Annotated in this window: 31 protein-coding genes and 1 pseudogene; 3 read left to right on the forward strand and 29 right to left on the reverse strand. The window is 73.8% G+C overall.

From position 1 onward, the window contains the following. Window positions 1–181 precede the first annotated feature (181 nt). From ACFSCV_RS04140 to ACFSCV_RS04165, 6 genes are all read right to left on the reverse strand, one after another. Window positions 182–658 carry a glycine zipper 2TM domain-containing protein gene (locus ACFSCV_RS04140; RefSeq protein WP_378797270.1) on the reverse strand — a complete coding sequence of 159 codons (477 nt, stop codon included), beginning with the start codon at window positions 656–658 and terminating at the stop codon, window positions 182–184. Between the two features lie 101 nt (window positions 659–759). After that, the gene (locus ACFSCV_RS04145; RefSeq protein WP_378797272.1) at window positions 760–2,202 is read right to left on the reverse strand and encodes an ATP-binding protein; all 1,443 of its coding nucleotides are present in this window, start codon (window positions 2,200–2,202) and stop codon (window positions 760–762) included. After that, on the reverse strand, window positions 2,199–2,867 hold the full coding sequence (locus tag ACFSCV_RS04150; protein ID WP_378797274.1) for a response regulator transcription factor: 669 nt from the start codon (window positions 2,865–2,867) through the stop codon (window positions 2,199–2,201). The genes ACFSCV_RS04145 and ACFSCV_RS04150 overlap by 4 nt, the downstream gene beginning before the upstream one ends. A gap of 28 nt (window positions 2,868–2,895) precedes the next feature. Beyond that, entirely contained in the window at window positions 2,896–3,450 is a 555-nt protein-coding gene (locus tag ACFSCV_RS04155) for a PepSY domain-containing protein (protein WP_378797276.1), read from the reverse strand. Window positions 3,451–3,522: 72 nt separating this feature from the next. Next, entirely contained in the window at window positions 3,523–4,008 is a 486-nt protein-coding gene (locus ACFSCV_RS04160; RefSeq protein WP_378797278.1) for a hypothetical protein, read from the reverse strand. Beyond that, entirely contained in the window at window positions 4,005–4,346 is a 342-nt protein-coding gene (locus ACFSCV_RS04165) for a hypothetical protein (RefSeq protein ID WP_378797280.1), read from the reverse strand. The genes ACFSCV_RS04160 and ACFSCV_RS04165 overlap by 4 nt, the downstream gene beginning before the upstream one ends. Window positions 4,347–4,428: 82 nt before the next feature. Here ACFSCV_RS04165 and ACFSCV_RS04170 point away from each other — a divergent pair, with 82 nt between their 5' ends. Beyond that, window positions 4,429–4,698 (forward strand): hypothetical protein, encoded by a 270-nt coding sequence (locus ACFSCV_RS04170; RefSeq protein ID WP_378797281.1) that lies wholly within the window; start codon window positions 4,429–4,431, stop codon window positions 4,696–4,698. A 7-nt stretch (window positions 4,699–4,705) separates the two neighbouring features. Here ACFSCV_RS04170 and ACFSCV_RS04175 read toward each other — a convergent pair whose 3' ends face one another. The 17 genes and pseudogenes from ACFSCV_RS04175 to ACFSCV_RS04255 form a co-directional block, all read right to left on the reverse strand. Beyond that, window positions 4,706–6,220 (reverse strand): DUF2793 domain-containing protein, encoded by a 1,515-nt coding sequence (locus ACFSCV_RS04175; RefSeq protein WP_378797283.1) that lies wholly within the window; start codon window positions 6,218–6,220, stop codon window positions 4,706–4,708. A 35-nt stretch (window positions 6,221–6,255) separates the two neighbouring features. Further along, entirely contained in the window at window positions 6,256–10,194 is a 3,939-nt protein-coding gene (locus ACFSCV_RS04180; protein ID WP_378797285.1) for a baseplate multidomain protein megatron, read from the reverse strand. Between the two features lie 29 nt (window positions 10,195–10,223). After that, window positions 10,224–10,685, reverse strand: a complete 462-nt coding sequence (locus ACFSCV_RS04185; RefSeq protein WP_378797287.1) for an NlpC/P60 family protein — start codon at window positions 10,683–10,685, stop codon at window positions 10,224–10,226. Beyond that, window positions 10,678–11,550, reverse strand: a complete 873-nt coding sequence (locus ACFSCV_RS04190; protein ID WP_378797289.1) for a DUF2163 domain-containing protein — start codon at window positions 11,548–11,550, stop codon at window positions 10,678–10,680. Before ACFSCV_RS04190 ends, ACFSCV_RS04185 begins: the two co-directional genes overlap by 8 nt. Before the next feature lie 136 nt (window positions 11,551–11,686). Further along, a complete protein-coding gene (locus ACFSCV_RS04195) occupies window positions 11,687–12,310 on the reverse strand; it encodes a phage distal tail protein, Rcc01695 family (RefSeq protein ID WP_378797290.1) in 624 nt (207 codons plus the stop codon). Window positions 12,311–12,313: 3 nt separating this feature from the next. Beyond that, the gene (locus ACFSCV_RS04200) at window positions 12,314–12,856 is read right to left on the reverse strand and encodes a phage tail tape measure protein (protein WP_378797292.1); all 543 of its coding nucleotides are present in this window, start codon (window positions 12,854–12,856) and stop codon (window positions 12,314–12,316) included. After that, complete coding sequence (locus ACFSCV_RS04205) at window positions 12,849–13,034, reverse strand: phage tail assembly chaperone (RefSeq protein WP_378797473.1); 186 nt, start codon at window positions 13,032–13,034, stop codon at window positions 12,849–12,851. Before ACFSCV_RS04205 ends, ACFSCV_RS04200 begins: the two co-directional genes overlap by 8 nt. Next, complete coding sequence (locus tag ACFSCV_RS04210; protein ID WP_378797294.1) at window positions 13,031–13,393, reverse strand: gene transfer agent family protein; 363 nt, start codon at window positions 13,391–13,393, stop codon at window positions 13,031–13,033. The genes ACFSCV_RS04205 and ACFSCV_RS04210 overlap by 4 nt, the downstream gene beginning before the upstream one ends. A 131-nt stretch (window positions 13,394–13,524) precedes the next feature. Beyond that, complete coding sequence (locus ACFSCV_RS04215) at window positions 13,525–13,935, reverse strand: phage major tail protein, TP901-1 family (RefSeq protein ID WP_271201896.1); 411 nt, start codon at window positions 13,933–13,935, stop codon at window positions 13,525–13,527. 14 nt (window positions 13,936–13,949) lie between these two features. Continuing rightward, window positions 13,950–14,363 carry a DUF3168 domain-containing protein gene (locus ACFSCV_RS04220; protein ID WP_378797296.1) on the reverse strand — a complete coding sequence of 138 codons (414 nt, stop codon included), beginning with the start codon at window positions 14,361–14,363 and terminating at the stop codon, window positions 13,950–13,952. Further along, the gene (locus ACFSCV_RS04225) at window positions 14,360–14,695 is read right to left on the reverse strand and encodes a phage head closure protein (RefSeq protein ID WP_378797298.1); all 336 of its coding nucleotides are present in this window, start codon (window positions 14,693–14,695) and stop codon (window positions 14,360–14,362) included. Before ACFSCV_RS04225 ends, ACFSCV_RS04220 begins: the two co-directional genes overlap by 4 nt. Then, a complete protein-coding gene (locus ACFSCV_RS04230; RefSeq protein ID WP_378797300.1) occupies window positions 14,692–15,225 on the reverse strand; it encodes a head-tail connector protein in 534 nt (177 codons plus the stop codon). The genes ACFSCV_RS04225 and ACFSCV_RS04230 overlap by 4 nt, the downstream gene beginning before the upstream one ends. A 121-nt stretch (window positions 15,226–15,346) precedes the next feature. Then, window positions 15,347–16,615, reverse strand: a pseudogene (locus ACFSCV_RS04235) (phage major capsid protein). A 5-nt stretch (window positions 16,616–16,620) separates the two neighbouring features. Then, entirely contained in the window at window positions 16,621–17,211 is a 591-nt protein-coding gene (locus ACFSCV_RS04240) for an HK97 family phage prohead protease (RefSeq protein ID WP_378797302.1), read from the reverse strand. Window positions 17,212–17,293: 82 nt separating this feature from the next. Next, window positions 17,294–17,974, reverse strand: coding sequence for an RES family NAD+ phosphorylase (locus ACFSCV_RS04245; RefSeq protein WP_378797304.1), 681 nt, complete (start codon window positions 17,972–17,974; stop codon window positions 17,294–17,296). Next, window positions 17,971–18,375: an antitoxin Xre-like helix-turn-helix domain-containing protein gene (locus ACFSCV_RS04250; RefSeq protein WP_378797306.1), complete on the reverse strand. Its 405-nt coding sequence runs from the start codon at window positions 18,373–18,375 to the stop codon at window positions 17,971–17,973. The genes ACFSCV_RS04245 and ACFSCV_RS04250 overlap by 4 nt, the downstream gene beginning before the upstream one ends. Before the next feature lie 73 nt (window positions 18,376–18,448). Next, on the reverse strand, window positions 18,449–19,606 hold the full coding sequence (locus ACFSCV_RS04255; RefSeq protein ID WP_417568601.1) for a phage portal protein: 1,158 nt from the start codon (window positions 19,604–19,606) through the stop codon (window positions 18,449–18,451). 148 nt (window positions 19,607–19,754) lie between these two features. Between ACFSCV_RS04255 and ACFSCV_RS04260 the strand changes: the two genes are divergently transcribed. Next, a complete protein-coding gene (locus ACFSCV_RS04260; RefSeq protein ID WP_378797310.1) occupies window positions 19,755–20,102 on the forward strand; it encodes a hypothetical protein in 348 nt (115 codons plus the stop codon). 3 nt (window positions 20,103–20,105) lie between these two features. Here ACFSCV_RS04260 and ACFSCV_RS04265 read toward each other — a convergent pair whose 3' ends face one another. Both ACFSCV_RS04265 and ACFSCV_RS04270 read right to left on the reverse strand, forming a co-directional pair. Continuing rightward, a complete protein-coding gene (locus ACFSCV_RS04265) occupies window positions 20,106–21,461 on the reverse strand; it encodes a DNA-packaging protein (RefSeq protein WP_378797311.1) in 1,356 nt (451 codons plus the stop codon). Continuing rightward, on the reverse strand, window positions 21,382–21,855 hold the full coding sequence (locus ACFSCV_RS04270; protein WP_378797313.1) for a hypothetical protein: 474 nt from the start codon (window positions 21,853–21,855) through the stop codon (window positions 21,382–21,384). The genes ACFSCV_RS04265 and ACFSCV_RS04270 overlap by 80 nt, the downstream gene beginning before the upstream one ends. Window positions 21,856–22,038: 183 nt before the next feature. Here ACFSCV_RS04270 and ACFSCV_RS04275 point away from each other — a divergent pair, with 183 nt between their 5' ends. Beyond that, on the forward strand, window positions 22,039–23,334 hold the full coding sequence (locus ACFSCV_RS04275) for a hypothetical protein (RefSeq protein WP_378797315.1): 1,296 nt from the start codon (window positions 22,039–22,041) through the stop codon (window positions 23,332–23,334). Here ACFSCV_RS04275 and ACFSCV_RS04280 read toward each other — a convergent pair. The 4 genes from ACFSCV_RS04280 to ACFSCV_RS04295 all read right to left on the reverse strand — a co-directional run bounded on the left by ACFSCV_RS04280 (window position 23,331) and on the right by ACFSCV_RS04295 (window position 26,213). After that, window positions 23,331–23,912: a hypothetical protein gene (locus tag ACFSCV_RS04280; RefSeq protein WP_378797317.1), complete on the reverse strand. Its 582-nt coding sequence runs from the start codon at window positions 23,910–23,912 to the stop codon at window positions 23,331–23,333. The genes ACFSCV_RS04275 and ACFSCV_RS04280 overlap by 4 nt on opposite strands. Next, the gene (locus ACFSCV_RS04285; RefSeq protein WP_378797319.1) at window positions 23,902–24,465 is read right to left on the reverse strand and encodes a hypothetical protein; all 564 of its coding nucleotides are present in this window, start codon (window positions 24,463–24,465) and stop codon (window positions 23,902–23,904) included. The genes ACFSCV_RS04280 and ACFSCV_RS04285 overlap by 11 nt, the downstream gene beginning before the upstream one ends. Further along, window positions 24,462–25,067, reverse strand: a complete 606-nt coding sequence (locus ACFSCV_RS04290) for a hypothetical protein (RefSeq protein WP_378797321.1) — start codon at window positions 25,065–25,067, stop codon at window positions 24,462–24,464. The genes ACFSCV_RS04285 and ACFSCV_RS04290 overlap by 4 nt, the downstream gene beginning before the upstream one ends. A 99-nt stretch (window positions 25,068–25,166) precedes the next feature. Beyond that, window positions 25,167–26,213 carry an FkbM family methyltransferase gene (locus ACFSCV_RS04295; protein WP_378797323.1) on the reverse strand — a complete coding sequence of 349 codons (1,047 nt, stop codon included), beginning with the start codon at window positions 26,211–26,213 and terminating at the stop codon, window positions 25,167–25,169. Window positions 26,214–26,215: the final 2 nt, after the last annotated feature.

Raw genomic sequence — 26,215 nt, forward strand, 5'->3', positions numbered from 1 at the left:
GACGAAATCGCGGCGCTGTCCGCCACCACCGCGACCGATCTCGCGACGCCGCCGGCGCGGCTGACGCTCGGGGCGCTCGCCGCCCGCGCCGCGCTCGCAGAGGGCTGAAAACGCAAAGAGCCGCCCGGAGCGGTCGGCTCCGGGCGGCTCTCACGTGTCAGCGCGGTGGTTCAGGCCGGCGTCAGCCGACCTCCACCCAGCGGCCGCGCGGGCCGCGGCAAGACGAGCCGCGCTCGGTGATCACCCGGCCGTCGTCCATGTAGATGCGGCGGGTGTAGGTGCGGCAACGCTCGTAGCTCTCGCGCTGGTAGTAGGGGCCGACCACGACTTCGCCGCGGTAGCGGTCGCTGCGCCACGCATAGGGGCGGCCGTCGTAACCGCGCTCAAGCGCCTCGTACTCGGCCTCGGAGGCGCGACGGCGGGCGTCGTCGTCGATCGCCGCGCCGATGCGGTTGCCGAGCAGTCCGCCGAGGCCCGCGCCGATCACCGTCGCCGCCACACGGCCGCCGCCACTGCCGATCTGGTTGCCGATGAGACCGCCGCCGATCGCGCCGGCCACTGTGCCGAGGCCCTCGCCCTCGCGGCCGGGGCCGCAGGCGGTCAGACCGAGCGCGAGAACGCCCGCAGCCGCAAAGGCCGCCGCTTTCGAAATGATCATAGAACCTCCCGTTGTCCGCCGTCGCCGCCCCATGGCGATTCGGCTGGCGTCGTGAGGTGACCGTGCGATTTTGGCGAAAGCGGGGAGGATCGGCGACGTCGTCACACCGCCGGCAGCGTGAGGTCGCAGCGCAGGCCGCCCTCTGGGGCCTCCGACAGCGCGAAGCCGCCGCCGTAGACGCGCGCGAGGTCGGCGACGATCGCGAGGCCGAGGCCGGAGCCCGGCTTGCTCTCGTCGAGCCGCTTGCCGCGCGCCAGCACCTCGGCGCGCTGCGCTGCCGTCAGGCCCGGCCCGTCGTCGTCCACCACCACGCGGAGCGCGGAGCGACCGCCCGCCGCCGCGGGCGCGAGCGGCGCGACCGAGATCGCCACCCGCGCGGACGCCCATTTGCAGGCGTTGTCGACGAGATTGCCGACCATCTCCTCGAAATCCTGCCGCTCGCCGCGGAACCGCAGGCTGTCGTCGGACACGGCGACGTCGATGGCGAGATCGCGGTCGCGGTGGATCTTGGCCATGGTGCGGGCGAGCGCCTCCACCGCCGGCTGCACTGGAGTGGTCTCCCCGGCGAAGGCGACGCCGGCGGACAGTCGCGCGCGCTCGAGGTGGTGGTCGATCTGGCGGCGCATCAGCACGGCCTGCTCGCGCACCTTCTCGGCGAAGGCGCCATCGCCCGCGTTGGCCTCGTTGGCGATCACCGAGAGCGGCGTCTTCAGCCCGTGGGCGAGGTTGCCCACATGGGTGCGGGCGCGCTCCACGATCTCGCGGTTCGATTCGAGCAACCCGTTCAGCTCGTCGACGAGCGGCGCGATCTCCTCCGGAAAGGCGCCGTCAAGCCGGGCGCGCGATCCGGAGCGGACCTCCGCGAGCTGGGCGCGCATGCCGGCGAGCGGCCTGAGGCCGAACCGCACCTGGAAGCCCGTGGTGGTGACGAGGCCGAGGCCGAGCAGCAGGAAGCTCACCAGCAGCGCGACGTTGAAGTTCTGGATGTCCTCGTCGATCTCGTCGGCGGCGCCCGCGATCGAGATCAGGAAGCGGCCGTCCGTTCCGAGATCGATGATGCGCTCGACGACGCGCAGGCGCTGGCTCTCCGGTCCGAGCGCGTAGCCCTCGCGCGTGCCGACCAGCGTCTCCTCGACGCCGAGCTCGGCGAGGCGCGGAAGCTGCTCCTCGAACAGCGACTTCGAGGTCGTCGCCTCCGGCGGGTCGCGGTCGAGCCGGGTGATCTGCCAGTACCAGCCGGAGAGCGGCAGCTCGAAGCGCGGCTCGCCGAAGGAGCCGGGGTCGTCCTTGTCGAAGGCGCCGGCCGCAACCGCGCCCACCAGCGTCTTGAGATAGACATGCAGGCGCTGGTCGAAGCCGCGCTCGACCGAGCGGGTGTAGTAGGACGACAGCGTCACGCCGCCGATCAGCAGCATGGCGACCGTCCACAGCGCGGCCGAGCCGAACAGTCGGGCGGCGATGGAGGCCGTCTTCGCGGGCCGCGCGGCCTCTTCGGCGCGGGTCGCCTGCGCCGAAGAGGCCGCGCCGTCCGCCGGGATGGTCATGCGCCCCCGGGCGACGCCAGCACGTAGCCGAGCCCGCGCACGGTCTGGATGAGGTCGGAGCCGAGCTTCTTGCGCAGCCGGCCGACGAACACCTCGATCGTGTTGGAGTCGCGGTCGAAGTCCTGGTCGTACATGTGCTCCACCAGCTCCGTGCGCGAGACCACGCGGCCCTGGTGGTGCATGAGGTAGGCCAGCAGGCGGTATTCGTGGCTGGTGAGCTTGATGGCGTTGCCGTCGAGCGTGACGCGGCCGGCGCGGGTGTCGAGCCGGACCGGGCCGCACAGCAGTTCGCTCGAGGCGTGGCCGGTGGCGCGCCGCAGCAGCGCCCGCAGGCGCGCGAGCACCTCCTCCATGTGGAACGGCTTCGCGACATAGTCGTCGGCGCCGGCGTCGAAGCCCTGCACCTTGTCCGACCAGCGGTCGCGCGCGGTCAGGATCAGCACCGGCGCCGTGCGCCCGTCGCGCCGCCACTGCTCCAGCACCGAGATGCCGTCCTTCTTCGGCAGGCCGATGTCGAGCACGATGGCGTCATAGGGCTCGGTGTCGCCGAGGAAGTGCCCCTCCTCGCCGTCGAAGGCGCGGTCGACGGCGTAGCCGGCCTCCTCCAGCGCGGCGGTGATCTGGCGGTTGAGGTCGGGGTCGTCCTCGACGACGAGCAGGCGCATGGAGAAGGTCCTAGTGGTCCGCGGCGGTCTACTTGACCGTCAGCAGCTTGCCGGTGCCGGCGTCGATGCGCGCGCGCGCGACCTTGCCGTCCGGGCTGAGCAGAGTGATGTCATAGGTGAGCAGGCCCTCGACGCTGCAGAGCTTGTAGTCGATGACCTCGCCGTCCCAGGCGTCGCGGGCCGTGCGGGCGGCGACGACGAGCGCCACCGCCTTCTTGGAGCGGATGGCGTCGCGCGCGTCCCGGGCGGACAGGCAGCCGCCGCCGGACGGAAGCCGGCGTCCGTCGTCGCGGGCGTCGGGCGCCTTGGGCGCGGGCTCGCGCGTCGGAGCCGCCTGCATGTAGCGCTCGCCGCGCGGCTCGCCGTCGGCCGGCGGCGTGACCCGGCGGTAGACGCCAGGCGGCGGGCCGTCCTCGCCCGGCGGCGGCGCCGGCACGCGCAGATATTCCCCGGCTCCCGGCGCGGGCACGACGATCCGCGGGCGGCCGTCCGGACGCGCGTCGTCCTCCGCCGCGGCCGGCCCGAAGGCCAGGGCCGCCGCGACGACGCACGACGTGAAACCGATGGCGCGGACGCTGATCATGGCCGCGACGGTGCCCTCCCGGCCCTGAACCCGCGATGAATGCGGGGACGGCCATCCCATCCTCAGGGAGTCCTAGGGGCGGGACCCCTCCTCCGCAAGCGCACGACCTCGCGAGACGACGACGCTGGACGACGTCGACCGCTTCAGGTCGTCGATCTGACGCTGCAGTTCGGCGCGGGCGCGGGCGTCGGCCGCGCCGCGCTCGGCGAACAGGTCGCGGGCGACGCTGGCGTCGCGCTGGCGCGCGAGGCCCTGCTCGGTCCGCGCCACGTCCCGCTCCAGCCGCGCGATCGCGTCGACGATGGGCGCGCGGGCGAGTTCGCCGCCCGCGACCAGCAGCGCGAACACCACGCCAAGGCCCGAGAGGATCGTGCCCCACGGCGTGCGCGAGCGGTCGTCGAACTTGGCGGACAGGCTGGTGAGCTGCGCCGAGACCTCGCCGATGCGGCCGGTGAAGAGCTGGTTGAGGTCGTGGACGCCGCGCTCGAGGCCGTAGACGCGCTGTTCGAGCGCCGCGAGCTTGGCGTCGTCGCGCGCGGCGGGCGCCGCGCGGCTCATGCGAGCGGCCGCGTGGTGGTGGCGCGGCCGCGCCAGGCGTAGGCGGCGCCGATGAGCGAGACCAGCGTCGAGACCACGATCGCGGCGTCGCCCTCGGCGATCTCGACGCCGGCGAGCCGGCCGAGCGCCACCAGCAGCGGCGCGCCGGCCGCGATCGCGACGCCGCGCAGCGTCTGGCTCTCGAACGCCGGCACCGGTTTCAGCGCCCCGGCGATGCGCGGGTCGGCGACCACCTCGTCGGCGATGCGGCTGACGGCGTCATGCGCGGTCGCGGCGTCGGAGACGGCGGCGCGCAGCTTCGCTTCGGTGATGGCGTGCGGGGGCGTGGCGCGGGGCATGGCGCGCTCCTCTTGGCTGCAAGACGACAGGGGGCGATCGCTCGCGGCGGACCGCGGGCGATCACGAAATCGCGGGTTGTTGATGAGCGGCGGTCACGATCGGCCGCCGTATCGCTGGCGCGCGGCCCGGCGCGCCGGCATCATCGCGGCCATGCACCGCTTCCGGTCACGACGTTTCTTCTACATCAGCCTTCTGGGCTGGACCGCGGTGTTCGGGCTCGTGTTCGATTATCTCGTCGCGACGGTGCCGGGCGCGGGCGAACCCTGGTTCTACAGTTTCGGCATCATGATCTACTCGCTGGCGCTGTTCGTGATGACGGTCCTGCACTTCGACCAGTCCGGGCAGCTCTGACCGCGCCTCACATGGCGTAGGACAGGATCACGCAGATTCCGTCGCCGCCGCGCCCGCCGGAGCCCGAACCGCCCGTCGTGCGGCCTGCGCCGCCGCCGCCTCCGCCGCCCCCCGGCGCGCCGCCGTCTCCGCCCTGCCCGCCCGCCGTGACCGCGTGCGATCCGCCGCCTCCCCCGCCTCCGCCCATGCCACGGGAGAAGGCGCGATCTCCGCCATGTCCGCCGGCGCCTCCGGCGACGGCCGCCCCGCCGCCCGCCGCCTGCCGCCCTGTTCCGCCGACAGCGTAGCCCGGGCCGCCCGCGCCGCCGCCGAACCCGCCGCTTGTGGTGGCGGTCGAGAGGCCGCCTCCGCCCCCGCCGCCGCCCGGACCTATGGGCATCGCAGTGGAGACGGCGGCGATGCCCGCGGCTCCGCTCGATCCGGGACCGCCGGCGTTCGACGGGCCGAACAGCCCGGAGCCGCCTGTTCCCGCCGTCGAGGTCGTCGTGCCTCCGCCGCCGCCGAGGCCGCCGCCCGGCGCGACGAGCGCCTGCGCCTCCGGTCCCGAGCCGTTCAGGATGAAGGCGCTCGCAGCCCCCGCGACGCCCGATCCGCCGCCGGCGGTGATGCCGACCGCGACGCCGGCGCCGCCCGCGCCGCCCAAACCGACGACGACCGAGCAGGCCGCCGTGATCTCGTCGCCCAAAAAGGTCTCGGTCACGACCGCGCCGGCTCCGCCGCCCGCGCCGCCCGCGCGCGGAAAGCCGGTGTTGCCGCTCGCCGCTCCGCCGCCCCCTCCGCCGCCGCCGACCAGCGTGACGACCACCCGGCCGGCCCAGTCCGGCTTCGTCCAGACGCCGTCCGCGGTGAAGACGTCGAGCTGCGTGCGCTGGGGCGAGCGCGGGAACGACACCGCGCCCGTTACAGGCTCCGCCTCCAGCGCTACGCTCCAGGACGCGCCGTCGGGCGAGACCTTGAGCGCGAAGGCGTCGGAGCCGATCAGGCCGAGTTCGGCGCGCCCGCCATAGCCGGTCTGAAGCAGCAGGCTCGCCACGTCCGCCGCAAGCGCCTTGTTGAGCTTGAGCCGGACGTCCGCGCCCGCATGGGTGAAGAGCGCGGAGGCGCTCGCCACCACGAGCCGGTTGTCGTCGTCGGCCTCGGCGTTGACGCCGAGCCGGGCCAGCCCGTCGAGCGAGGCGAGCGCGCCGAGCGCCCCGACCCAGACGCCGCCGACATAGGCCAGCAGCACGCCTTCCGCCTCCACATAGGCGAGCCAGCCCGGCTTCGGCTCGATGAACTCCCAGACGCCGTCAAGGAAGGCGGCGATCCGGCCGTCGCGCCCGGCCCAGGCGCCGGTCGAGCCCGCCGCCACCAGATGGCGGTCGCCCTCCCCCGGCCCGGCCGGCGGCGCGGTCCGGTCGCGGTCGAGGACGCCGAGTTGCACCAACGCGTCGAGCCGCCGGAACGCCTCGTTGACGGTGACGTGCTTCTGCGCCTGCGCGGGCGCGAGATAGCCGAGGCCGAGATGCGGGCTCTCGCTCATGGGACGCTCCGGAGATGTGAGGAAGACGTTTCGCGTCAGAGCGCGAGCGTGGTCCGCGCCGGCAGGCCGAGACCGACCGCGGCGGACAGTTGCCGCACAGCGACCTGCAGCGCGGCGGGCGCCGAACCGAAATCGGCGATCTGCATGGCGTGCGTGTACACAGTCATCTGCGTTCCTGCGGCGAGCACGCGAACGGGCGCACTCTCGCCAAGAATCTCGACCTCGTAGGCTTCCGCCTCCTCGGCGAGCCGCACCTCGCGGGCGTCGAAGTCGTCGCCGCCGATCCGCGTGCGGCGGATCCAGCTCAGCGTCACGTCGCCGGAGCCGCCCCGCCGCGCCTTCAGGCCGACGGGGGCGAGCGGCAGCAGCCCCCTCGCCCCGGCGCGCTCGGAAAGCGCCACATAGGTCGGGTCGTCGCGCGGCCGGGTGGACGGCCCCGCCGTCCATGTCAGCGTCAGCCCGCGCTCGGCCTCCGGGAGCGTCGAGACCGGCGTCGCGGCGTCGATCAGCGCGAAGGCCGCCCCGGCGGACTTGAGCGTCGCCGCGGCGTCCTCGGTTCCGGCCTGCCCGCGTAGCATCATGGAGAGCCGCCAACGGCCCGTTCCGACTAGCTCCGCGTCGCGGAACTGCAGCACCTCCCAGACGCCGTCCCCGCCGCGGACCGCGGCGACGTTCGCGCCGGCGAACAGCGCTTCCGCGGTCACGCTTTCGAGCGCGCGGTCCGGCCCGACCTCGACCTCGATCACGTTCAAGCGGTCGAAACGTCCGCTCGCATGGGGCCCGAGCGGCGCGGCCAGCGCGCCGAGCGTCGCCGGCAGCGGCAGCGTGGCGTCGAGCGCGAAGCCGGCGCCGTCGCGCGAGCGGAACACAGCGGCCGGCGTCCAGGGCCGCGCATAGGCGGCGAGCCGCGGCGCATGGGCCGGCTCGTCGCCCGCGATCAGCGGCAGGTCGAGCACGGCGAACGCCGGCGCGATCGGCCGCCCCTTCGCCGGCGGGGGCCGCGGATCGTCCTCGATGGGCGCGACGGCGCGCGCGTCCGGGTCGGCGCGCACGGCCTTCGCCGGCCGCACGAACTCGTCGCCGATCTCGTCGAGCCGCATCAGCGTGGTCCGCCCATGGGCGGCGAAACGCACGAGGTCGCCCGGCTCCAGCGCCAGCCCGCTCGGCGGCAGCGTCCACTCGCCCCGCTCGCGCGCGACCGAGGCCTCGATCAGCATTCCGTCGGCGAGCGCCTGCGCTTCGGCGTTGGACAGCGCGAGGGGGACGCTCGCCTCCGCGACCGCCCGGCCCTCGCCCGCGAGCCGGCGCGCCTCCACCGCCGCCTGGCGGTAGTCGATGTCCGGATCGACATGGCGCAGCTTCAGCGCCGCCGGCACTTCGGAAGCCTGCGCGCGCGTCAGCCGGAAGGCGGGCCGCCCCTCGCCGGGATCGACCAGATCGTCGGGACCGAGCTCGGCGACCGGCTCGGCCGGACGGTTGGCGATCCGGATCGCCGCGCCGCGCGCGAGCGCCTGCGCCCCGAACGCCTCCAGCAGCGGCTCGATCGCCTCGCGCGGGCTCATCACCCGGTCGATGGCGTAGCCGCGCACCAGCCCGTCGAGATCGGCGAGTTCGAGCGCGGCGCCGGACGGCGCGGCGATGTCGGCGACGACGTCACGCAAGGCCGCGAAGCCGAGCCGGCCGGTCAGCCAATGCCCGCGCTTCCAGTTCTCGGCGTCCTTCCACACGTCGGTCCGGGCGGGAAAGGCGGGGTGAGGCCGCGCGTCCCAGCACCAGCAGAAGATGCGCGACGCGTCGATCATGCGCGCGCCCGTGAGCGCCGACACCGGGTTGTTCCCGGCCGCGGGCGCCCAGTGCGCGAGCTGCGCCGCGAGATAGGCGCGCTGGGCGACGTCGTCCCGGCGGCCGTTGGAGAAATGCGGGACGGCGGTTTCCGACGACTTCGGGTCCACGAACACGTTGGGCTGGTTCGCGCCCTTGTCGATCGCGGGGCAGCCGACCTCGCACAGCACGATCGGCTTCGACTGGGGAACCCAGGCGGTCGGCGTCACCGCCCGGACGCCGCCCGGACGATCATGATGCGGGTTCGACCACCAGCCGTGGAAATCCTTGACGCGGAAGACCCAGTGCTCGCCATGGGCCGTATCGACGATCGGCGTGCGGACCTGCGCCGCGCGGTCTTCGGCGCCGGCGTAGAACCAGTCGAAGCCCTCGCCGCCCTCGACATTGGCGTCGAGATAGGCGGCGTCGTAGGGCCCGCGCAAGCCGGCCGCGGCGTCGAGATGGCCGCCGCCGTCGCGCCAGTCGGCGAGCGGGGCGTAGAGGTCGACGCCGACGAAGTCGACGTTCGCGTCCGCCCACAGCGGGTCGAGGTGGAAATGGACGTCGCCGGAGCCGTCGTCCGGGCGGTGGCCGGAATATTCGGTCCAGTCCGCGGCGTAGCCGATGCGCGTGTCGGCGCCCAGCACCGCGCGCGCCTCCGCGGCCAGAGCGCGGAAGGCCGCGACCGCCGGATAGCTCGATGGCCCGTCGCGCACGGCGGTGAGCGCGACCATCTCCGAGCCGATCAGGAAGGCGTCGACGCCGCCCGCGGCCTTGGCGAGCCGGGCCATGTGCAGCACGAAGCGGCGGTAGGACCACTCGCCCGGCCCATCGTAGTCGACCGTGCGGCGGTCGCCATGCCAGCCGAAATCGCCCGCCGCCGCGGTCCCGAAGAAAGCCGCGACCTGCGCCGCCGCGGCCGGCGTCCTGTCCGGCGAGCCCGGCCGGCCCGGCGCGGGGTGGCAGGTGATACGGCCACGCCAGGGATAGGCCGGCTGCTCGGCCGCGCCATAGGGGTCCGGCAGTCCGTTGTCCGAGGCCACGTCCATCAGGATGAACGGCGTCAGCATCACCTCGAAGCCGCGGTCCTTCAGCGTCCGGATCGCCTGCCAGACCGCGCGGTCGGCCGGAGCGCCGCCGAGCGCGGGCGCGCCGTCGATCCGGCTGACGAGCTGCATCGACGCCCGCGTGACGTTCGAGACGCGCCACGTCCAGGGCCGGGTCTCCTTGTCGTCGGTCTCGACCTTCGGCCGGATCTCGCAGCTCCCCGCGCGCAAGTCCGTGCCGTGCCAGGCGACGATCAGCGAGACCGAGCGCACGCCCGGCGCGAGCGCCTCCAGGTCGTCGAGCGCGACGTCGATGTCGGCGCGGCCATAGTCGCTGTGGACGTTCTCGGCCTCCCAGGCCCCGAAACCCTCGCGCCGCTCGATCGCGTCGGTGGCGTAGGCGAACTCGGCCGAGCCCGGGATGAGCGTGACGCCGGTCATCAGGTCCTCGAGCGCCGGCCGGTCGGAGGGCGGCCGCCGGATCACCTCGACGGTGATCTGCGGCACGCGGTTGCCGAAACCTTCGAGCGGCAGTTCCTCGAACACGAGATAGGCGAGCCCACGATAGGCCGGCGCGAAGTCCGCCCCCTCAACCGCGACGATCTTGGGGTCGGCGAGCTGCTCGTCGGTCCCGCGGTGCAGCCGCATCTCGTAGTCGCCGGGATCGAGCGGGCGGCCGTCGGCCCAGACGCGGCCGATCCCGTCGATCGGCCCCTCGCACAGGCCGACCGCGAAGCTCGCGAAATAGCTGTAGGTGCGGACCTCGGTCTTCGGGCCGCCGCCGCCCTTGCCGCCGGAGCTTTCGGTCGACGAGGTCTCGCGGAACCGGCTCGCCCAGATGATCTGCCCGCCGACGCGCATGCGGCCATGGACCCTGAGCACCGGCGCGCCTTCGGTGGAGGCGGTGACGCGCAGGTCGTCGAGCCGCGGCCCGGTCCGACGCACGGTCGGCGCCAGCAGCGTCTGGTCGATCATGGAGCCCGCGAGCCCGCCGATGGCGCCGCCGAGCGCCGCGCCCGACAGCGTCGCGCCGAACAGGCCGATCCCGCCCGGCAGCAGCGCCCCGCCGATCGCGGAGCCGACGGCGGTCAGGGCGAGCACGGCCATGGGATGAATCCTGCGATGGAAGAAGGCGCTTACGCCGCCGGAAACGCGAAGCGCGCCACGAGCCGGCGGCGCCAGGTTTCGGGGATCGGGGTCTCGGCGACGGCGTGGCCGTCATAGGCGTGGACCATGGCGTCCGGCCCGGTGGCGACGCCGGCGTGGCGGGCCGGTCCGTCCCGCCGCACCCGGAACAGCAGCACGTCGCCGGGCGCGATCAGGCCGATGGGCCGCTCCAGGAGATTGCGACGGGCGGCGGCGATCAGCAGGCCGGCGTCGCCGTCCTCGGCCCAGCTCCGGGGATAGGGCGGCGGCGGTTCGGGCTCCGGCCCGAGCAGTTCGCGCCAGACGCCGCGCACGAGGCCGAGGCAGTCGCAGCCGACGCCGCGCAGGCTCGCCTGATGCCGGTAGGGCGTACCGATCCAGCCGCGGGCGCAGGCGACGACCGCGTCCGCCGAGACGCTCGCCTGCCGATGTTCAGGCGCCGTCTCAGCCAAGGCGGCCTCCGTCGTTGTCGCCGTCCGCGCGCGCCGGCTGCGACAGCCAGTCGTTGCCCGGCATGTGCGGGAAGCCGCGGAAGTTCAGGTGGTTGGCGAAGCGCTTGCGGCAGGTCGCGAAGGTCTTGTCGCAACCCGCCGTGACGGTGAAGCCGTCGCCCGGCGCGATCGCCATGGCGGGCGTCTCGGCGAGTTCGGCGAAGCCGCCGTCCTGCGCGCGGATCTCGCCCGCCGCGCCCGCGTTCGCCCCGCTTGTCCAGACGATCCGCCCGCGCGTGAAAAGCGGGCCGCGCCCCTCCAGCGCCGCGGAGCGGAAGCCGCGCGCGCCGACGGCCGCCCCGACCTCCCCCACGGCGCGGTGGACGGGGAGCGCAAGGTCGACGCCGCAGCGGGCGTCGCCAAGGTCGGCGTCGCAGGAGCGCTGGTAGAGCCGGCCCTGCGGCTGCTGCAGCGCATGGGTCAGCGCGCGCAGCTCGGCGGTGAACAGCGCGCTTTCCCTGGCGATCTCGCCGAGTGCGCCCGCGAAGAGCAGCAGCCGCGCCGACGGATCGCGCCAGTCGGCGAGGTAAAGCCGGACAGCGGCGCCGTCGTAGAGCCCGCGGGCGAGATCGGCCTCCGTCAGTCCGGCATCGTCGAGCGCGCCGACCACGTCCAGCCCGCCGACCGCGAGACCGAGCGCCGCCGTGGCGGCGGAGGCGGTCATGCCGCTCGCGGCGCGGTAGACGTCGCCGTCGAAGGCGAGGTCCTCGTCATGGTCGGTGAAGCCGAGCGCGACGCCGTCGCGACGCTCCACCCGCCAGCAGCGCGCGAAGGTGGTCGCGCCGGACGCAAGCGCGTCCGCCATCGGCGCCGGGATGTCGCGCATGGTGGGCCTCCCGAGCAGCGACGCGAACCCCGCCGCGTCGTCCTCCGGCTTGACCGGAGGACCCATCGGCGACGTGGAGCTCGACGTCGGACATGGATGGTCCGGTCAAGCCGGACCATGACGGAGCGTTTTCGGACTACTTCAGCCTTATCTCGACCAGCGGGATCGACGGGATCGCGCCGGCCTCGAAGGCGGCGAGGTCGATCTCCAGCCGGTCCATGTCGAAGCGCGCGGCCACGTCGAAGCGGAAGCCGGCGGAGACCGGCGCGTCCGCGGGCGGCGCGACGTCGAGCTCCACCGCGCCGCCGTCGAGGACGAAGGCCGTGGTCGCGACGCCGGCGACCGCGACCAGCACGGAGCCCGCCACGGGCTTGACGATCGGCCGGCGGTAGGGGTCGAACGCGCCGCCATAGGTTTTCGTGAGCGGGAAACGCGTCGTGGCCCCGTCGCCGGTCCCGAGAACCTGGTCGGTCGCGGCCGGCGCCGCGCCGTGCGCGCAGGATTTGTGGTCGAGCGGATCGCGGAAGCGGAAGCCGTGCAGCCGGCCGCGCCGCTCCTCGAAGAAGGCGACGATCGCCGAGAGCTGCGCGAAGGTGCGCACACCAAGCCCGGCGTCCCAGCGCCGGCGCGAATGCGCCCAGACGGCGTTGCGCTCCTCGAAGCCGGAGCCGAGCGTCGCGATCTCCGTGCGCCGCTCCGGCCCGCCCTTCGCGCCGCGGGCGATGTCGGTCGGAAACAGCGCGTCATGGAAGGCGGCCACGGCTCACGTCCCCCGGCGGCCGCGCGCCACGGCGCGGGCGAGCGCTGCGGTCACCTGCGCCTCGGAGCGACGGAAGCTCTCGACGTCGGGCGTCGCGATGTTGATCGTGATCGGCCCGGCGCCGCCTCCGCCTGCGCTCGCGACGCCGAGCCTCCCGTCGGCGCCGCGGGCGAGCGGCAGCACCGCCTCCGGTCCCGCTTCGCCGGCGAGCGCGAGCGCGGCCGAGCCGTCGGTCAGCACGGTCGGCGCGCCGAGCACCCCGCCTTTCGCGAAGGGCGTGATCCCGCCGAGCAGGCTGCGGGTCACGCCCGCGAACAGTCCGCCGAGCGCGGTCTCGACCGGGCGCATCGCGGCCGACAGCGCGATCTCGGACATCCGGCCGCCGAGCCCGCGCAGCACGTCGGAGAGCGAGCGGCCCTTCACGACGCCGCCCTCCAGCGCGTCGCCGAGCGCCCGGCCGAAGCCGCGCGTCAGCCGGTCGGCCTCGGAGATCTCGCGGCGGAAGCCGGAGATGTCGACGGTGATCGCGATCGGATCGTCAGCCATGGGTTTCGGCCTCGTCGGGAAAGCGCGCCATCAGCGCGTCGAATTCGGGTCGCGCCAGCGGCGGAGCGGAGCTGCGCCCGCCGCGCAGGCCTCGCGCCGCGGCGGCGATCTCGCGCGGCGTCGCGCGCCAGAACGCGTGCGGAGAGAGCTTGAGAACGCCGAGCCCGAAGGCGGTCAGTTCGTCCCAGGGAAAGGGCCGGAGGCCTCCGCCCGCCCGCCCTCCCCGGCCGGGCCGAAAGTCGCGGCCAGGAGGTCGGCGACCACGCGCACGAAGCCAGCGGCGCCGTCCGCATGCGTCATCCGCGCGACCTCGTCGTCGCCGGTCTCGGCGCCGCCGCCGCGGAGCCCCGCGCCGAGGATCAGCGTCACGTCGCGCGCCGACAGCCGCCCGGCCTCGAACCGCTCGGCGAGCGCGACGAGGTCCGGGACGCCGAACGCGCCCTCCAGTTCGGCGAGCGCGCCGAGGGTGAGCGCGAGGCGGCGCGGCCGGCCGTCGAACGTGGCCTCGACCTCGCCGCGGCGGCGGTTTGCGGGCATGGGGTGATCCTTCAGAAGGGGCCGTCATCCCGGCGGCAGCGAAGCGGAGAGCCGGGATCGTGCTCCGGATGAGACGCAGACCTAAGGACGATCCCGGCTCGGCGCGGCTTCGCCACGATGACGCTCGCGCGTCAGGCCGCGGTGAAGCTCAGGGCGCCGGCGCTTTCGAGCGCGAGATCGAAGGTCAGCTCGCCGGCGTGGTCGCCGCGGAATTCGAGGCCCGTCACCTGGAACGGCCCCTCGACGCGGCCGAAGTCGGGAATGACGATCTGGAAGGTCTCGACCGCGCCATCGAAGGCGAGGCCGCGCACCAACGCGTCGGAGGCCTCGTCGCGGAACACGCCGGCGCCGGCGACGCTCGCCCGCTTCGCGCCGGCGCCGGCGAGCAGCTCGCGCCAGCGGCCCGCGCTTTCGGAATGGGTGACGTCGACCGTCTCGGCGTTGAACGACAGCGCGCGGGTGCGAAGCCCTGCGACGGTGGTGAACACGCCGGGCGCGCTCTGCACCTTCACGAGCAGGTCCTTGCCCTTCTGGATGGCCATGGCGGATCGGTCCTTCAGTCGAGGGGTTCGGTGACGGCGCGGAAGGCGATCTCGGCGCGGCGGAAGTCGGCGTTGGTGGCGCGGTCCGCGGCGGTGAAGCGCCAGGCGAGGCTCGCGAGGCGGTGGCCGTCGAGCGCGAGCTCCGCGCCGTCGAGAAGGCGCACGACGCGGTCGGCCGCCTTCAGCGCCTCGGCGAGCCCGCCCTCGCGCGACCACAGCTCGAGCGCGAGCTCGTGCTCGACCGCCGGGACGAGATCGCCCGAGACGTCGCGCGCCGTCATGGGACCGAGCGCGACGTAGGGCGGCAAGGCCGCGCGCGGCGGCTCGTCATGGATCTTCGCGCCGCCGAGCAGGCCGCTGAGCGCGGCGTCGGAGGACAGCCGCGCGAACACGGCGGCGCGCAGGCTGAGCGCGGCGGAGGCGGTCACGACCTGATCTCCTCGCAGAGCAGCTCCTCGAAGCGGCCATGGTCGTCCCGCTCGCGCACCGAAAGCACGTCGAAGGTCCGGCCGCGCCACAGCACACGGCAGCCGCCCGAAACGTCGCCGCGGGCGCGGATGGTGACGCGATGCAGCCGCGCGAGGCCGAGCGCGTAGCCGCGCATGGTCTCCTCCGCCGACAGCGGCTCCACGCGCGCGAAAGCCACCGTCAGCGGCTCGAAGCCGCGCGTGACGCCTCCGGAGCCGTCCGGCGCGTCCGCCGGCCGCTCGATCGCGACGCGGTGGCGCAGCGTCCCGAGCGCGACGACGGCCGCGGTCACAGCGAGAGCTCGCGATAGGGGCCGACGAGCGCGCCGACGTCGATGGGCGGGCCGTCGGCGCCGTTGCGGCGCTCGAACCCGTCCGCGACGAGCCGGCGCACGGCGAGCCGCAGCGTCTCCGGCACGTCCGCCGGGTCGCCGTAGCCGACCGCGAGGTCGATCTCGACCACGCGCGACGCCGGGTCGTGGCGCACGAGAGAGAGCCTCTCCGCCGCCCAGTCGAAGCGCCAGTCGGAGGGCTGCAGCGCGTGCAGCGTCCCGTCGCGCTCGCGCAGCCGCACCGCCTCGACCTCGCGCACCGGGCGCGGCCTGAGCGCGATCGCGGCGCCCGGCGCGGGCTGGGCCACGTCGAGCCGCCAGCGCTGGGCGACCAGCACGCGGCGGGTCGCCTTCTCCACCTGCGCGGTCGCGACCGCGACCAGGCCGGCGACGAGCGCGTCCTCGGCGTCGTGCTCAAGGCGCAGAAAGGCCTTCGCGTCCGCCAGGCCGATCGGAGCGGCCGCGGGCGCAGTGAGAAGAACGGCGGGCATGGAAGAGGCCTCGCAGACCAACACGCCGATGCGGGATCGGCTTCCTGAAGCGCGAATGCGGCGCGGGGCTCGCCGTCATGCCCGGCGGTCGCCGGGCATGACGTGAGAGCGGATGCGCCCCTCAGCTCGCGGCGAAGCGGAGGGTCTTGATGGCGTCGAAGTCCTGCACGCCGCCGCCGACCCGCTTGGTGGTGTAGAACAGCACGTAGGGCTTGGAGGTGAAGGGATCGCGCAGGATGCGCACGCCGACGCGGTCCACCACCAGATAGCCGCGGCGGAAGTCGCCGAAGGCGATGGCGTGGGCGTCGGCGGCGATGTCCGGCATGGCCTCGGCCTCCACCAGCGGGAAGCCCATCAGCGTGGCCTCGCCGCCGGCGGTCGCGGGCGGCTCCCACAGGTAACGGCCGTCGCCGTCCTTCAGCTTGCGGACCGCCGCCTGGGTGCGCCGGTTCATCACGAAATGGGCGTTGCGGCGGTAGCCCGCGCGCAGGGCGTAGACGAGGTCCAGCAGCCGGTCGGAGGGGTTCGAGGCCGCGAAGGCGCCGGCCGCGCCGGTGGCGACATAGCCGATGCTGCCCCAGCTCCAGCTGGCGTTCGCCACCGCTGGCGGGGTGAGAAAGCCCTGCGGCCGGGTGGCGCCGTCGCCGGTGACGAAGGCGACGCTCTCCTGCTCGGCGAAGGCGGTCTCGACCTCCTCGGCGATCCACTGGTCGAGGTCGACCGCGGCGTCGTCGAGCAGGGTCTGGGTCGCGGCCGGCATCGCGAACAGCTCCATCGCCGGGAAGGCGAGCTCGTCGAGCGCGGGCGTCGCGGACTGGGCGCGGGCGGCCGTCTCCGCCGCTCAGCCGGAGGCGAAGCCCGCGGTCGCGAACGGCTTGCGGAACACCGACGCGGTCGAGGCCCGCACCGTGGCGATGGCCCGGATCGGCGACACCTCGGCGAGGCGGCGGCCGATCTCGCGCTCGGTCTCGTCGGGCACGAGATAGCCGCCCTGGCCATCGGTCCCGGCGATGAGCGCCTTGGATTCGAGCCCGCGCAGCGAGGCGGCGTCGCCGCGCCGGACATAGGCGTCGAACGCCGTCTTGCGCTCGCGCCCGGCCACGGCCGAGGGCCCCTCGCCCGCGGCGAGCGCCGGCCGGCGGCCCTTCAGCGCGAGATCGTCGAGCAGCTTCTGCTGGCGGTCGAGCGCGTCGTCGAGCCGCGACAGCTTCTCGCTCGTCACGACGTCGGGCGACAGCCTGGCCTCGATCTCGGCGAGCCGCTCGTCATTGGTCTCCCGGAACGCCTCGAAGGCGCGCATGAAGTCGTCGAAGGCGGTCACCACCTCGAGACTCGAGGGCGCGGCCTCGACCGCCTTGGTCTCGGGGGAGCGCAGGGAAAGCTCGGTCATCGTGTTCAGCCTCGGGCGTGACGCCGCGCTCCGGCGGCGGGATGGAACGGAAAGCGCAGGAACGGACGCGCGAGCGACGAGCCGGCGCGCTTGACGCTCGCGACGCGGGCGTCGGGCAGCATCGGGAAGGTCACGATCGAGACCTCCCAGAGATCGACCTCGATCAGGCGGCGCACGCCGCCGGCGGAGCGGACGGCGCGGACGGGACGGAAGCCGATCGACAGGCCGTCGAGCGCGCCCTGCAGCAGCAGCGCGTGCAGCTCGCGGGCGCGGGCGACCGCGAGGTTCAGCCGGCCCGCGACCCGCAAACCCCGCTCGTCCTCGGCGATCCCCTCCCAGGCGCCGATCGGCTCGGCCGGATCGTGCTGGAACAGGAAGCGCACGCCGGAAGCGCCGCGCGCCTTCAGGCTCGCCGCGAAGGCGCCGCGCTCGACCCGGTCGCGGCCGAGATCGACGACGCCAAACAGGCTGGCGTAGCCCTCGATCCGCCCGTCGGCCGCCACGGCCGCCGCGAACGGCAGCCGCTTCCGCTCCGGCGCAAACGCGCGCGGCGGGCGCGACGGGGCGACGACCCGCCGGAGAAGCGTTTCGGGCATGGGCGGACCTTCGGGAACGGGAGACGCGGGGAACATGAAAAACCCCGCCGGAGCGGGGTTTGCGTCAGCAGGCGGAACGCGCTCAGGCGACCTTGGTCATGCGCGATCCGTCCCAGCGGAAGCCCACCTGCTCCCCCAGCCGCACGTTTTGGACGACCGAAGGCCGGAACGCGGCGAGGCAGAAGCCGCCGGCGAAGCGCACCGAGGGATAAAGCACGCCTGCTCCGCCGGCCGCCCTGATCGAGAGCGCCAACGCCTGGCCGGCGAGGTAGCCGAAGGACGGGTCCGGCGCGAGAGCCGGGTGATCCGGCTCCGCCCGCAGATCGTGGAACCGCGACGCGAACGACGCCAGCACCTGCCGGTAGGACACGAATTCGCTCGTCGCGCCCGCCTCGCGCAGCGCGTTCGCCATGTGGAACGTGACCTCCGCCTCGGCCGTCGCCGCGTCGTCCGGACCGAAGGCCGCGTACCAGCAGCCCCGGTCCTCGTCGTTGAAGCGGTTGCCCGGCGGTTTCGCGTGGCAGAAGGCGGCGTTCACATAGGTCCAGCCGTAGCCATAGGCTTCGGTCAGCAGTTCCGACGGATCGACGCCGATCGGCAGCGCCGCGACGGACAGCCGGGCGGAGGTCAGCCCCTCCAACTCGTTCAGGATCGCCTGCTCCTTGGCGTCGTCGGCGAGCGGCGCGACGGCCGGCTCGTCGATGTAAGGCGTCGGCACGAGGCGGACGGTGCGGCCCTCGACGAAGTCGATCTCCGGGATCACAGCCCGCCGCGCAGGCCGTCGAGGTAGCGGCGCGTCCTCAGCATCGCGGGGATGCCGCCGTCGATCATCGCGGCGACCGGCGTCCGGCCCCGGAACAGCGCGCCCGCGTTCGGGCTTTTGGGCCAGCCGCCGACCATCTCGCCGTTGAACAGCAGCCGCAGCGCCTTGAAGATGCCGACGATCAGGCTCGCCCGCGTGATCTTGTCATGGTCGAGCCGCCCCTGGAATTGCCCCGCCTTCATCCGGCTCCACGTGGCGATCGGCACGTCGAACAGGTCCGCCGCCTCCCGGTTGGTCAGACCCCAGAAAGCGCAGGCGCGCACGACCGCCTTCACGATCGTCGCGGTCCGGTCCTTTGCGTCCGCCTCGAGCGAAGCCTGGACGATTGCAGCGCGCTCCAACGACCGCCTCCTTTGATACGCCAGATCGTATCATATGATATGGATGGTGCAACCGCCGCGGCAAGCGCGGCGCTCATTCCTCCGCGCCGTACCCCACCGCGGCGCGCTTCTCGTCGACGCTGAGGAAGTCCGCCTCGGTCACGCGGTGCCACAGCGCCTCGCGTTCGGGGCCGAGCGCCTCGACGGCGTCGAGGTCGGGCGCGAGGTTGAGCTCGGCGCCCCAGGCGGGACCAAGCCAGCCGGCGAGGCTCTGCGCCGCGCGGTTGAGCAGCGGGATCACGGTCTGCCGCCACAGCGCGCGGTTCGCCTCCTGGTAGTTGGCGTAGGTCGCGTCGCCCGGAATGCCGAGCAGCATCGGCGGCACGCCGAAGGCGAGCGCGATCTCGCGGGCGGCGCCGTTCTTGGCGGCGAGGAAGTCCATCTCCTGCGGGCTGAGCGATAGCGGCTTCCAGTCGAGCCCGCCGTCGAGCAGCAGCGGACGGCCGGCGTTGGCGGCGCCGGAGAACTGGGCCTCCAGCTCCTCCTTCAGCCGCTCCACCTGATCGTCGGTCAGACCGCCGCCCTCCGGTCCCTTGTAGACCAGCGCGCCGGAGGGGCGCGCGGCGTTGTCGAGCAGCGCCTTGTTCCAGGCGGTGGCGGCGTTGTGCAGGTCGAGCGCGGCCGCCGCCGGCTCCAGCGGGCTGAGGCCGTAATGGTCGTCGAGCGGATGGAACAGCGTCAGGTGCAGGATCGGCGCGACCGGCTCGGCGCGCTGGTCGAAGCGCGCGACCTCGGCGCCGACGCGGTACTCGTAGGCCTCCGGCCAGCCGTCCGGCCCGGCGATCACGCGCATGCGGTCCGGCCGCAGGACATGCAGCTCGCGCGGCTCGCCGTCGACCGAGGCCGCCTCCACATAGGCGTTGCCCGCGATCAGCAGGTTCGAGATCACGGCCTCGATCAAGCCGGCCTGGCCCTGCCGCGGATTGGGCCGCGCCAGCAGCCGCAGCAGCGGGTGCGCGTCGAGCTCGCGGCCGGCCTCCGACAGCACCAGAGGCACGCCGCCCGCGGCTTCCGCCACCATGCGCACCGCCCGGTGGGCGACCGGGTTCCGCTGATACCCCTCCCGCGCAAGGCTCGCGGGGTCGCGCGCGCTCCAGAGCGGCCGGCCGCCGCCGGAGAAGGCGACGAGGCCGGAGCCGTGGGACTTCCGCTCCGGCGCGCGGCCGAACAGCGTTGCGAGGGCGAAAGCCATCCGCCGCATCCTTCTGCGATGAAGACGATGTTCGGGCCGCGCAGGGACCCGCGGGCGCGCGGCGACCGGAACGATGGCGGCCGGCCTTGCGTTCCTGACAGGAGGCCGCATGCGCGGCCGATCCGCAGCGTCAGGGAGGGCTTGTCACATGAGCCCGTTCAAACTTGCGATCGCCGCGGCGGCTCTCGCCGCGATCGTCGCCCCCGCAGCCGCCCAGACCGGCGGCTCCTCGGGCGGCGGCTCCACAGGCGGCGGCAGTTCGTCCACAGGCTCGCCGTCGGGCGGCACCCGCTCCACGACCCCGGCGACGCCCTCGGCGCGCACAGGCGCGACCGCCCCGGACACGCCCGGCGGCCTTGAGCGCGGCTCGGCCGGCCGCCCCGCGGGGCGCGACGGAACCGGCGCCGCAGGCGCGACCGAGAACAAGGCCGACGACCCGTCGCTCAACCAAGGCATCTACCGCGACCCGAACAAGGCGACGCGGGAGCCGCGCTGACGGCTACAACCCCAGCACCCGCGGCCCCCTGCCCCGTGCGGACAGCATCAGATGCGAGACCGCCCAGACGAGGGCGTCGACGCGGTCGGGGCTGCGGCCGTTCGCGAGGCCGTCGAGGCCGAAGGCGGCCATCTCGTCCTCGAGTTCCGGATAAGCGCCCGCATGGGCGACGCGGCCCTGCGCGTAGAGCGCCGCCACCGGTTCGGCCCTCAGCCATTTGCCGCGTGTGGCGCGCACCGCGATGACGGGGATCTCCGCATCGACCTGCGCGATCACGGCGCGCACCATCTCGCCACCCTGGTTGACCTCCGCCACCAGCGCGTCGGCCTCGAGCCGACGCCACAGCGCGGCCGCGCGCGCGGCCCAGAGCTCGGGGCGCGGCGCGGCGATGGTCTCGTCGGCGAGCACATAGGCCCGGCCGTCCTCGCCGAGCCCCGCCGCCACCAGCCCGCAGGCGTCGGAGCGCTTGCCTCCGCCCGCCGGCGGATCGACCGCGACGACGACGCGCTTCAGCGCCGGCATGGTCCTGACGCGCGATCGCTCGATCACGTCGCGGGTCCAGAGCGCGTCCTCGCGCTCCTCCAGCAGCTCGCCGTCGAGCTCCTGCCGGCCGAGGCGCGTGCCGGCGTAGGTCCCGACCACGGCCTCCAGAAAGCGCGGGGCGAGATTGGCGGCGTTCATCCGCGTCGTCGCCCGGCTCGTCACGGTCGCGGGGTCGGCCAGCAGCCGCTTGATCAGCGGCGCGGCGCGCGGCGTGGTGGTGGCCACCTGCCGCGGGCGGCGGCCGAGCCGAAGTCCGAACTGCAGCATGTCCCAGGTCTCCTCCGCATGCCGCCACTTGGCGATCTCGTCGCACCAGGCGGCCTCGAACTGCGGTCCGCGCAGCGCGTCCGGATCCTCGGCCGAAAACCCCTGCGCCACCGCGCCGTTCGGCCATGTCAGCCGGCGGCGGCTCGGCTCGTAGGCCGGGCGCTCGGCGCGCGGATGCACGGCGAGCAGGCCCGAGACGCCGTCGATCATCACCTCGCGCAGGTCGGCGTAGGTCTCCGCCACCAGCGCGATGCGGCCGACGGGAGCGTCCGCGAAGCCGGCGCGGCCGGCGGCCATACCGCGCACCCATTCGGCGCCGGCGCGGGTCTTGCCAGCGCCGCGGCCGCCGAGCATCAGCCAGGTCGTCCAGCCGTCGCCGGCGGGCGGGGTCTGGTCCGGCCGGCCCCACACGTCCCAAAGCGCCTCGAAACCCTTGATCTGCGACGGCCTCAGCGTGGCGAGCAGGCGCTCAATCAGCTTCGGCTCTGAGGCGAGCAAGGCGTCGCGCAAGCTCGTCCCTGAGGGCGTCGAGGTCGGCGGGAGCGTCATCGTCGGCCGCGCCTCCGTCCCTCGCCGCCTGCTCGGCGTCGTAGCGCGCAAGCTCCCGGAGCGTCCGCACCAGGCTCGCCAGCGTCTTCGCGGCGCGCTCCGCCTCGGCGAGCTCCGCGCCGCCGCCGGCGAGCCACGGCTCGACCCGCTCCAGCGCCTCGTCCACCTTCGCGCGGACGCCGCGCACCGTTTCGCGCCGTCGGGCGAGCGCGTGGGGCCGGATCCAGCCCTCACGCCGGATCATGCGGCTGAGCGAGGGCGGCGCGAGGCCGACCAGTCGGCAGATCTCGACCTGCTTCAGCTCGGTGGTCTCCACCAGCCGTCGCGCCTTCGCGATGGTTTCGGCGGAGGCCGGTGGCGCCGGCCGCCGTCCGGGCGGCGTCTCCTCCGTCATCAGGCCTCCCTCGCCCGTCGCCATCCTCGGGCGCAACTGTGGAGCATGGGAGAAACCTACCCGACGAGCGTCACGCTGTCAATGCTTATTTTCCTATTTAGGATTTTTAGCTCAAGACTTGGGGTGGTTCTCCCGCCGGGCTCACGTTAGGGTCGCCCTCCCGCAGCCGCCACCGCGCCCGCCATGACCGCCGCCGCCGACGCCGTGCCTCCCCTGAAGCCCCTCAGCGCGGGCGTCGCGCTGGTCGCGCTCGCGACCGCCTTTCTCAGGCGGTTCTGGCCGCAGCTCCTGGCGCTCGCCCTGCTCGACATGCTGCTGCGCGATCTGCTGCTTGAAGGCTCGGTCGCGCTCGGCCGGCTCAACGCGCTCGCGGGCCTCGTCGCGCTGACGAGCGTCGTGCTGGTGAAGCTGGTCGCGACGGTCGCGATGTTCGAGGCGCTGCGCCCCGGCCTGCCGGCGCTTGGCGCCGCGCAGGCCGCCTCGATCAGCGCGGCCGACGCCGCGACCCGCGAGGAGCGCCGCGGCCTCGCCGGCTTCATGGGCGGCGTCGCGCTGGCGCTCGTGCCGTTCTTCGCGGTCTACGCCGCCTGGGGCTTCCTCGGCGACGCGGTGCGCGACTACTCGAAGCTGTCGCTGTCGGTCGCGCCCTTCGGCGGCGGCATGCTGCTCAACGTCTCCGGAGGAGCCTGGCTGGTCGCCTCGGTCGCCGCGATCTGGGCGGTGCGGCGCGCCGCCAAGGCGCTGAAGGCGCGCACGGGCAAGGCCGGCTGGGACGTCGCGATAGTCGTCTGCGAAGCCGCCTGGGCCTTCATCGGCCTCTATGTCATCTCCGGCTGGAAGGACGAGGCGACCGCTTTCGCGGCGGGCCTGCCCGAGCTGCTGCTCCGGCTGTGGGACGGGCTTTGGCCCGGCGCGGCGGCGGCCGCGGCCGCGATCCCGCCTCCCGTCGAGGCGGCCGGGCCGGATCTCGCGCAGGAGGCGCGCGGGCTGTTCTTCTATGCGCTCTACCCGCTCGTCTGGCTGACGCTGGCGGCGATCGTCTACGGCTACGACGTGCATGGCGCGGAGACGCCGAAGGACGGCCGCGTCGCCCGGCTGATCGGACGCCTCGAGCGCGCGCCGCGGGCCGTGCGCGATTTCGTCGGCCATTTCGTCGCTGGAACCTGGAAACGGTACCGCGCGATCGCGAACGGCGTGCGGCTGACGCTTGGCGCAGGCGTCACGCTCGCGGTCGGCGTGGTGGTGATCTGGCGGCTGATCGACTGGCTGTCGGCCTGGGCCTGGCTCGGCGCCGCGCGCCTGATCGGCCCGCACGGCCTCGATCTCTGGCAGGTGATCGCGTCCGGCGTCTCGCTGGCGCTCGGCGCGCCGAGCCAGCCCGGCGACGGCGCGCTCGTTCAGCCGCTGAAAATCTGCCTGCTCGCCGCAGCGCTCGAACTCGCCTTCGCGAGCGGCCGCGCCTTCCGGCGGCGCGTCTAGGGTCTCGCGAAGGCGAGCGCCTCGGGCCGCTCGCTCAGGACGCTGAAGCGCGCCCGGAGCGTCGGCAGCGCGTCGCGCGGCACGACATAGATCGCGCCGAACTCCACCTCCGCGCCCGCCTTCGGCTGCGAGAACGCCACCGAGCCGCACGTGGGCGCGGAGACGCCGCCGGGCTCGATCAGCCGCTGCAGGTCGCGCGGCAGCGTGACGTCGCCCGGCCGCCAGCGCCGCCCCGCCCCGTCGACCAGCGTGAGCTGGCAGACCGACCAGTCCTCGCCAATGTCGCGCGCGACGCGGCCCTTCAGACGCAGCAGCGCCAGCGCGCGGTCCGGCGGGGTGCGCAGGCGCGGGTCCGGCTCGTCGGCGAGCACGCGGAAATCCGACACCCGCCACGTCGCGCCGGCGTAGTCGGCGGCCTCGCCCGCCGCAACCTCGCGGACCCGAAGCTCGCGGCCATGGGCGAGGTCGATCGCCTGCCGCCAGCCCGCGGCGGCGAGCGCCGCCGGCGCGAGCAGGAGAAGCGCGGCGAGGCTCCAGCGCCGCGCGCGCCGTTCAGCGGGCGTCGGCTCAGCCGCCACGGCTGAGCTCCAGCGTCACCGCGCGGGACGACGGCGGCGCCCCGAGCGCGATGCGAATCTCGCTGTCGAGCCGGGGTTCGGGGAGCGCCGAGAGCCGCAGCTCGCCATCCGCGACCTCGTCCGCCGGCAGCTCGAACACGAGGATCGCCTTGCGCGCGAGGCCCGGCTGCAGCGTCAGGCCGGTGGCGAGGTTCGGCGGCCCCTCGACCCTGCGGGAGGCGGCGTAGGCGCGGCCGGACGGGCCGACCCAGCGCGCGCCATGGAGCATGACGCTGTCGACGGTCGCGCGCAGTTCGAGATCGACCACCGCCCAGACGCCGGACGTCGTGCGCTCGATCCTCCTGCCGAAGACCTCCGCCCTCAGCCGGCCGGCGAGACGCACGCCCGAGACCTTCGCGCCGAGCTGGCGGCCCTCCACCCATTCGCCCGGCGCGCCGTGAACGGGGATCGGGCCGGTCAGCTCCGCATATACCGGCGTGGTCCAGCGCAGCGCCCAGAGCAGCGGAACCGCCGCCAGCACGAGCGCGACGGTCGCGAGCCGCCGGCCGGTCACCGCGCGGCCTCCCCGCCCGCGACCGGAAGCGTCACCTCCGCCACCACCTTCGGGTCGAACCAGCCCGGCGCGGCGTAGAGATTGTCCTTCGGCTTGAAGGTCTCGCCCGTCACCGCGAGGCGCGCCTCCCTCGGCGGCGCGACGCCCGGCGGCAGCGTCCACACGGCCGTGACCGTCTCGGCCATGCGCGGATGCAGCGACCAGAGCAGCGCGCCGTCGCGGGCGAGGTAGAACGACGGCTTCGGGTCCACGCCGGCGGGCGGGTCCTTCAGCGCCACGAGGCGGTAGAAGGCGTTGCTGGTGACGCTCGTGAGATTTTCGAGCGCGAGATCGGCGGCGAAGGCGGTCTTGCCGTTCAGCAGGCGCAGCCCGTCCGGCGTCTCGGCGATCACGCGGGCGTTCGACGCGGAGACCCGCCAGCGTCCGGTCTCGATCGCGGCGCCGGGCGCGACCGCCGGCGCGGCCTTCGGCGTGCGCGCGTCATGAACGGCCGCGACGGTCGCGGCGGCGGCCGCCGCGAAGCCCCCGACCCCCGCCGCTACGCGGCTCAGGAATCGTCTACGCCGCGACGGAGGCTCTACGGTTTTGGAGGACTCGGTCATCGGCTCGACCGTCTAGGAACGCTGCGACGCGCCACGCCGCCATACCGGAAGCGATCAGTCCAACAGATCAAGGCCGGGCGACCGAACGCCCGGCCTTGATCAGCGCAGCGAGGGAAATCCGCCGGACCTCCCGAAGACCTCGAAGTTCGCGACGGCGTTCTTCTCGATCCGGGTGATCACGCCTTGGAAGTTCTCGGAAGCGTCGGGATTGGTCTCGGCCCAGCGTTTGAGGATGTCCTTGGCGTAGCTCGCGAACCCCCAGAGTTCGGCGATCGCGGCCCATTTAACCGCGCGCTCGAACGGCGTACCGCCCAAATCGAGCGTCTCGACGTTCTTCAGGAAGAGGATGTCGGCCTGCACCGGCTGGGAACGATCGTTGCGCGCGACCTCGTCGGCGCCACGCCTCCAGCTCCCGCCTTCGGAGTAGGCGAACACCGAAAAGCCGTTGTCCGCCATCAGACGCATCACGTCCTGAGCGAGTCTGAGGCCGCGATAGGCCGGGTAGTGCCAGCATTCGGCCTGAGCGCCGAAGCAGGTCTTCAGCGTCTCCGTCGCGCCCGCCAGAATCTCGTACTCGGCCCCTTGGGTGTCGAGCTTGATGAAATCGATCGAGAGCCCATCCCGCGCGCAGACACGGTCCAGCGTGTCCGCCTGCACCGTCACCTTGCGGCGCACCTGGCGTCCGCGCCAGCGCTCGACCGGGAACAGCCTTGTAAGGGTCTCGATGTCGGGTTCGAAGCCGCTGGACTGGGCCGGCGACCGGGTGATGTTGAATTCGATCTCTCCGACGCTACTCCATAACGCCGTGGCGTAGTATTGCCGCCTCTCGCCCTGACGCGCGTTCAGCCGCGCGCATTCACGAGGGTCAGGCTCGAAGCCGACGACGCGGATGACGTCGGGAGCCTTGGCTTCGATCCGCTTCCAGGGCTCGACGATGTCATCGCGGGCTCCAACGTCGCACAGGCGAACCGGCGAGACGCCGAACTGGGAGAAGGTCTTGTTGTCGGTGATCAGCAGCTTGCGGCTTTGTTGCGGCATCGGCTGTTTTGCTCGGGAGGGGGGTGCGGGAACGGCAGGTGAGTCGCCGCTGGCGCGCCGGAACCAGTCGCGGCTCAGTGCAGCCTTGAAGATGCTCGCGCGCGTCACGC

Origin of the sequence: Methylopila henanensis (genome assembly GCF_042681025.1) — a bacterium.
In the GTDB taxonomy this organism is placed as follows: Bacteria; Pseudomonadota; Alphaproteobacteria; order Rhizobiales; family Methylopilaceae; genus Methylopila; species Methylopila henanensis.

Coding starts and splice junctions, on each gene's coding strand:
- ACFSCV_RS04140 (WP_378797270.1), bottom strand. CDS start 658: ATGATCATTTCGAAAGCGGCGGCCTTTGCGGCTGCGGGCGTTCTCGCG.
- ACFSCV_RS04145 (WP_378797272.1), bottom strand. CDS start 2,202: ATGACCATCCCGGCGGACGGCGCGGCCTCTTCGGCGCAGGCGACCCGC.
- ACFSCV_RS04150 (WP_378797274.1), bottom strand. CDS start 2,867: ATGCGCCTGCTCGTCGTCGAGGACGACCCCGACCTCAACCGCCAGATC.
- ACFSCV_RS04155 (WP_378797276.1), bottom strand. CDS start 3,450: ATGATCAGCGTCCGCGCCATCGGTTTCACGTCGTGCGTCGTCGCGGCG.
- ACFSCV_RS04160 (WP_378797278.1), bottom strand. CDS start 4,008: ATGAGCCGCGCGGCGCCCGCCGCGCGCGACGACGCCAAGCTCGCGGCG.
- ACFSCV_RS04165 (WP_378797280.1), bottom strand. CDS start 4,346: ATGCCCCGCGCCACGCCCCCGCACGCCATCACCGAAGCGAAGCTGCGC.
- ACFSCV_RS04170 (WP_378797281.1), top strand. CDS start 4,429: ATGAGCGGCGGTCACGATCGGCCGCCGTATCGCTGGCGCGCGGCCCGG.
- ACFSCV_RS04175 (WP_378797283.1), bottom strand. CDS start 6,220: ATGAGCGAGAGCCCGCATCTCGGCCTCGGCTATCTCGCGCCCGCGCAG.
- ACFSCV_RS04180 (WP_378797285.1), bottom strand. CDS start 10,194: ATGGCCGTGCTCGCCCTGACCGCCGTCGGCTCCGCGATCGGCGGGGCG.
- ACFSCV_RS04190 (WP_378797289.1), bottom strand. CDS start 11,550: ATGCGCGACATCCCGGCGCCGATGGCGGACGCGCTTGCGTCCGGCGCG.
- ACFSCV_RS04200 (WP_378797292.1), bottom strand. CDS start 12,856: ATGGCTGACGATCCGATCGCGATCACCGTCGACATCTCCGGCTTCCGC.
- ACFSCV_RS04210 (WP_378797294.1), bottom strand. CDS start 13,393: ATGCCCGCAAACCGCCGCCGCGGCGAGGTCGAGGCCACGTTCGACGGC.
- ACFSCV_RS04215 (WP_271201896.1), bottom strand. CDS start 13,935: ATGGCCATCCAGAAGGGCAAGGACCTGCTCGTGAAGGTGCAGAGCGCG.
- ACFSCV_RS04230 (WP_378797300.1), bottom strand. CDS start 15,225: ATGCCCGCCGTTCTTCTCACTGCGCCCGCGGCCGCTCCGATCGGCCTG.
- ACFSCV_RS04240 (WP_378797302.1), bottom strand. CDS start 17,211: ATGCCCGAAACGCTTCTCCGGCGGGTCGTCGCCCCGTCGCGCCCGCCG.
- ACFSCV_RS04255 (WP_417568601.1), bottom strand. CDS start 19,606: ATGGCTTTCGCCCTCGCAACGCTGTTCGGCCGCGCGCCGGAGCGGAAG.
- ACFSCV_RS04260 (WP_378797310.1), top strand. CDS start 19,755: ATGAGCCCGTTCAAACTTGCGATCGCCGCGGCGGCTCTCGCCGCGATC.
- ACFSCV_RS04265 (WP_378797311.1), bottom strand. CDS start 21,461: ATGACGCTCCCGCCGACCTCGACGCCCTCAGGGACGAGCTTGCGCGAC.
- ACFSCV_RS04270 (WP_378797313.1), bottom strand. CDS start 21,855: ATGACGGAGGAGACGCCGCCCGGACGGCGGCCGGCGCCACCGGCCTCC.
- ACFSCV_RS04275 (WP_378797315.1), top strand. CDS start 22,039: ATGACCGCCGCCGCCGACGCCGTGCCTCCCCTGAAGCCCCTCAGCGCG.
- ACFSCV_RS04290 (WP_378797321.1), bottom strand. CDS start 25,067: ATGACCGAGTCCTCCAAAACCGTAGAGCCTCCGTCGCGGCGTAGACGA.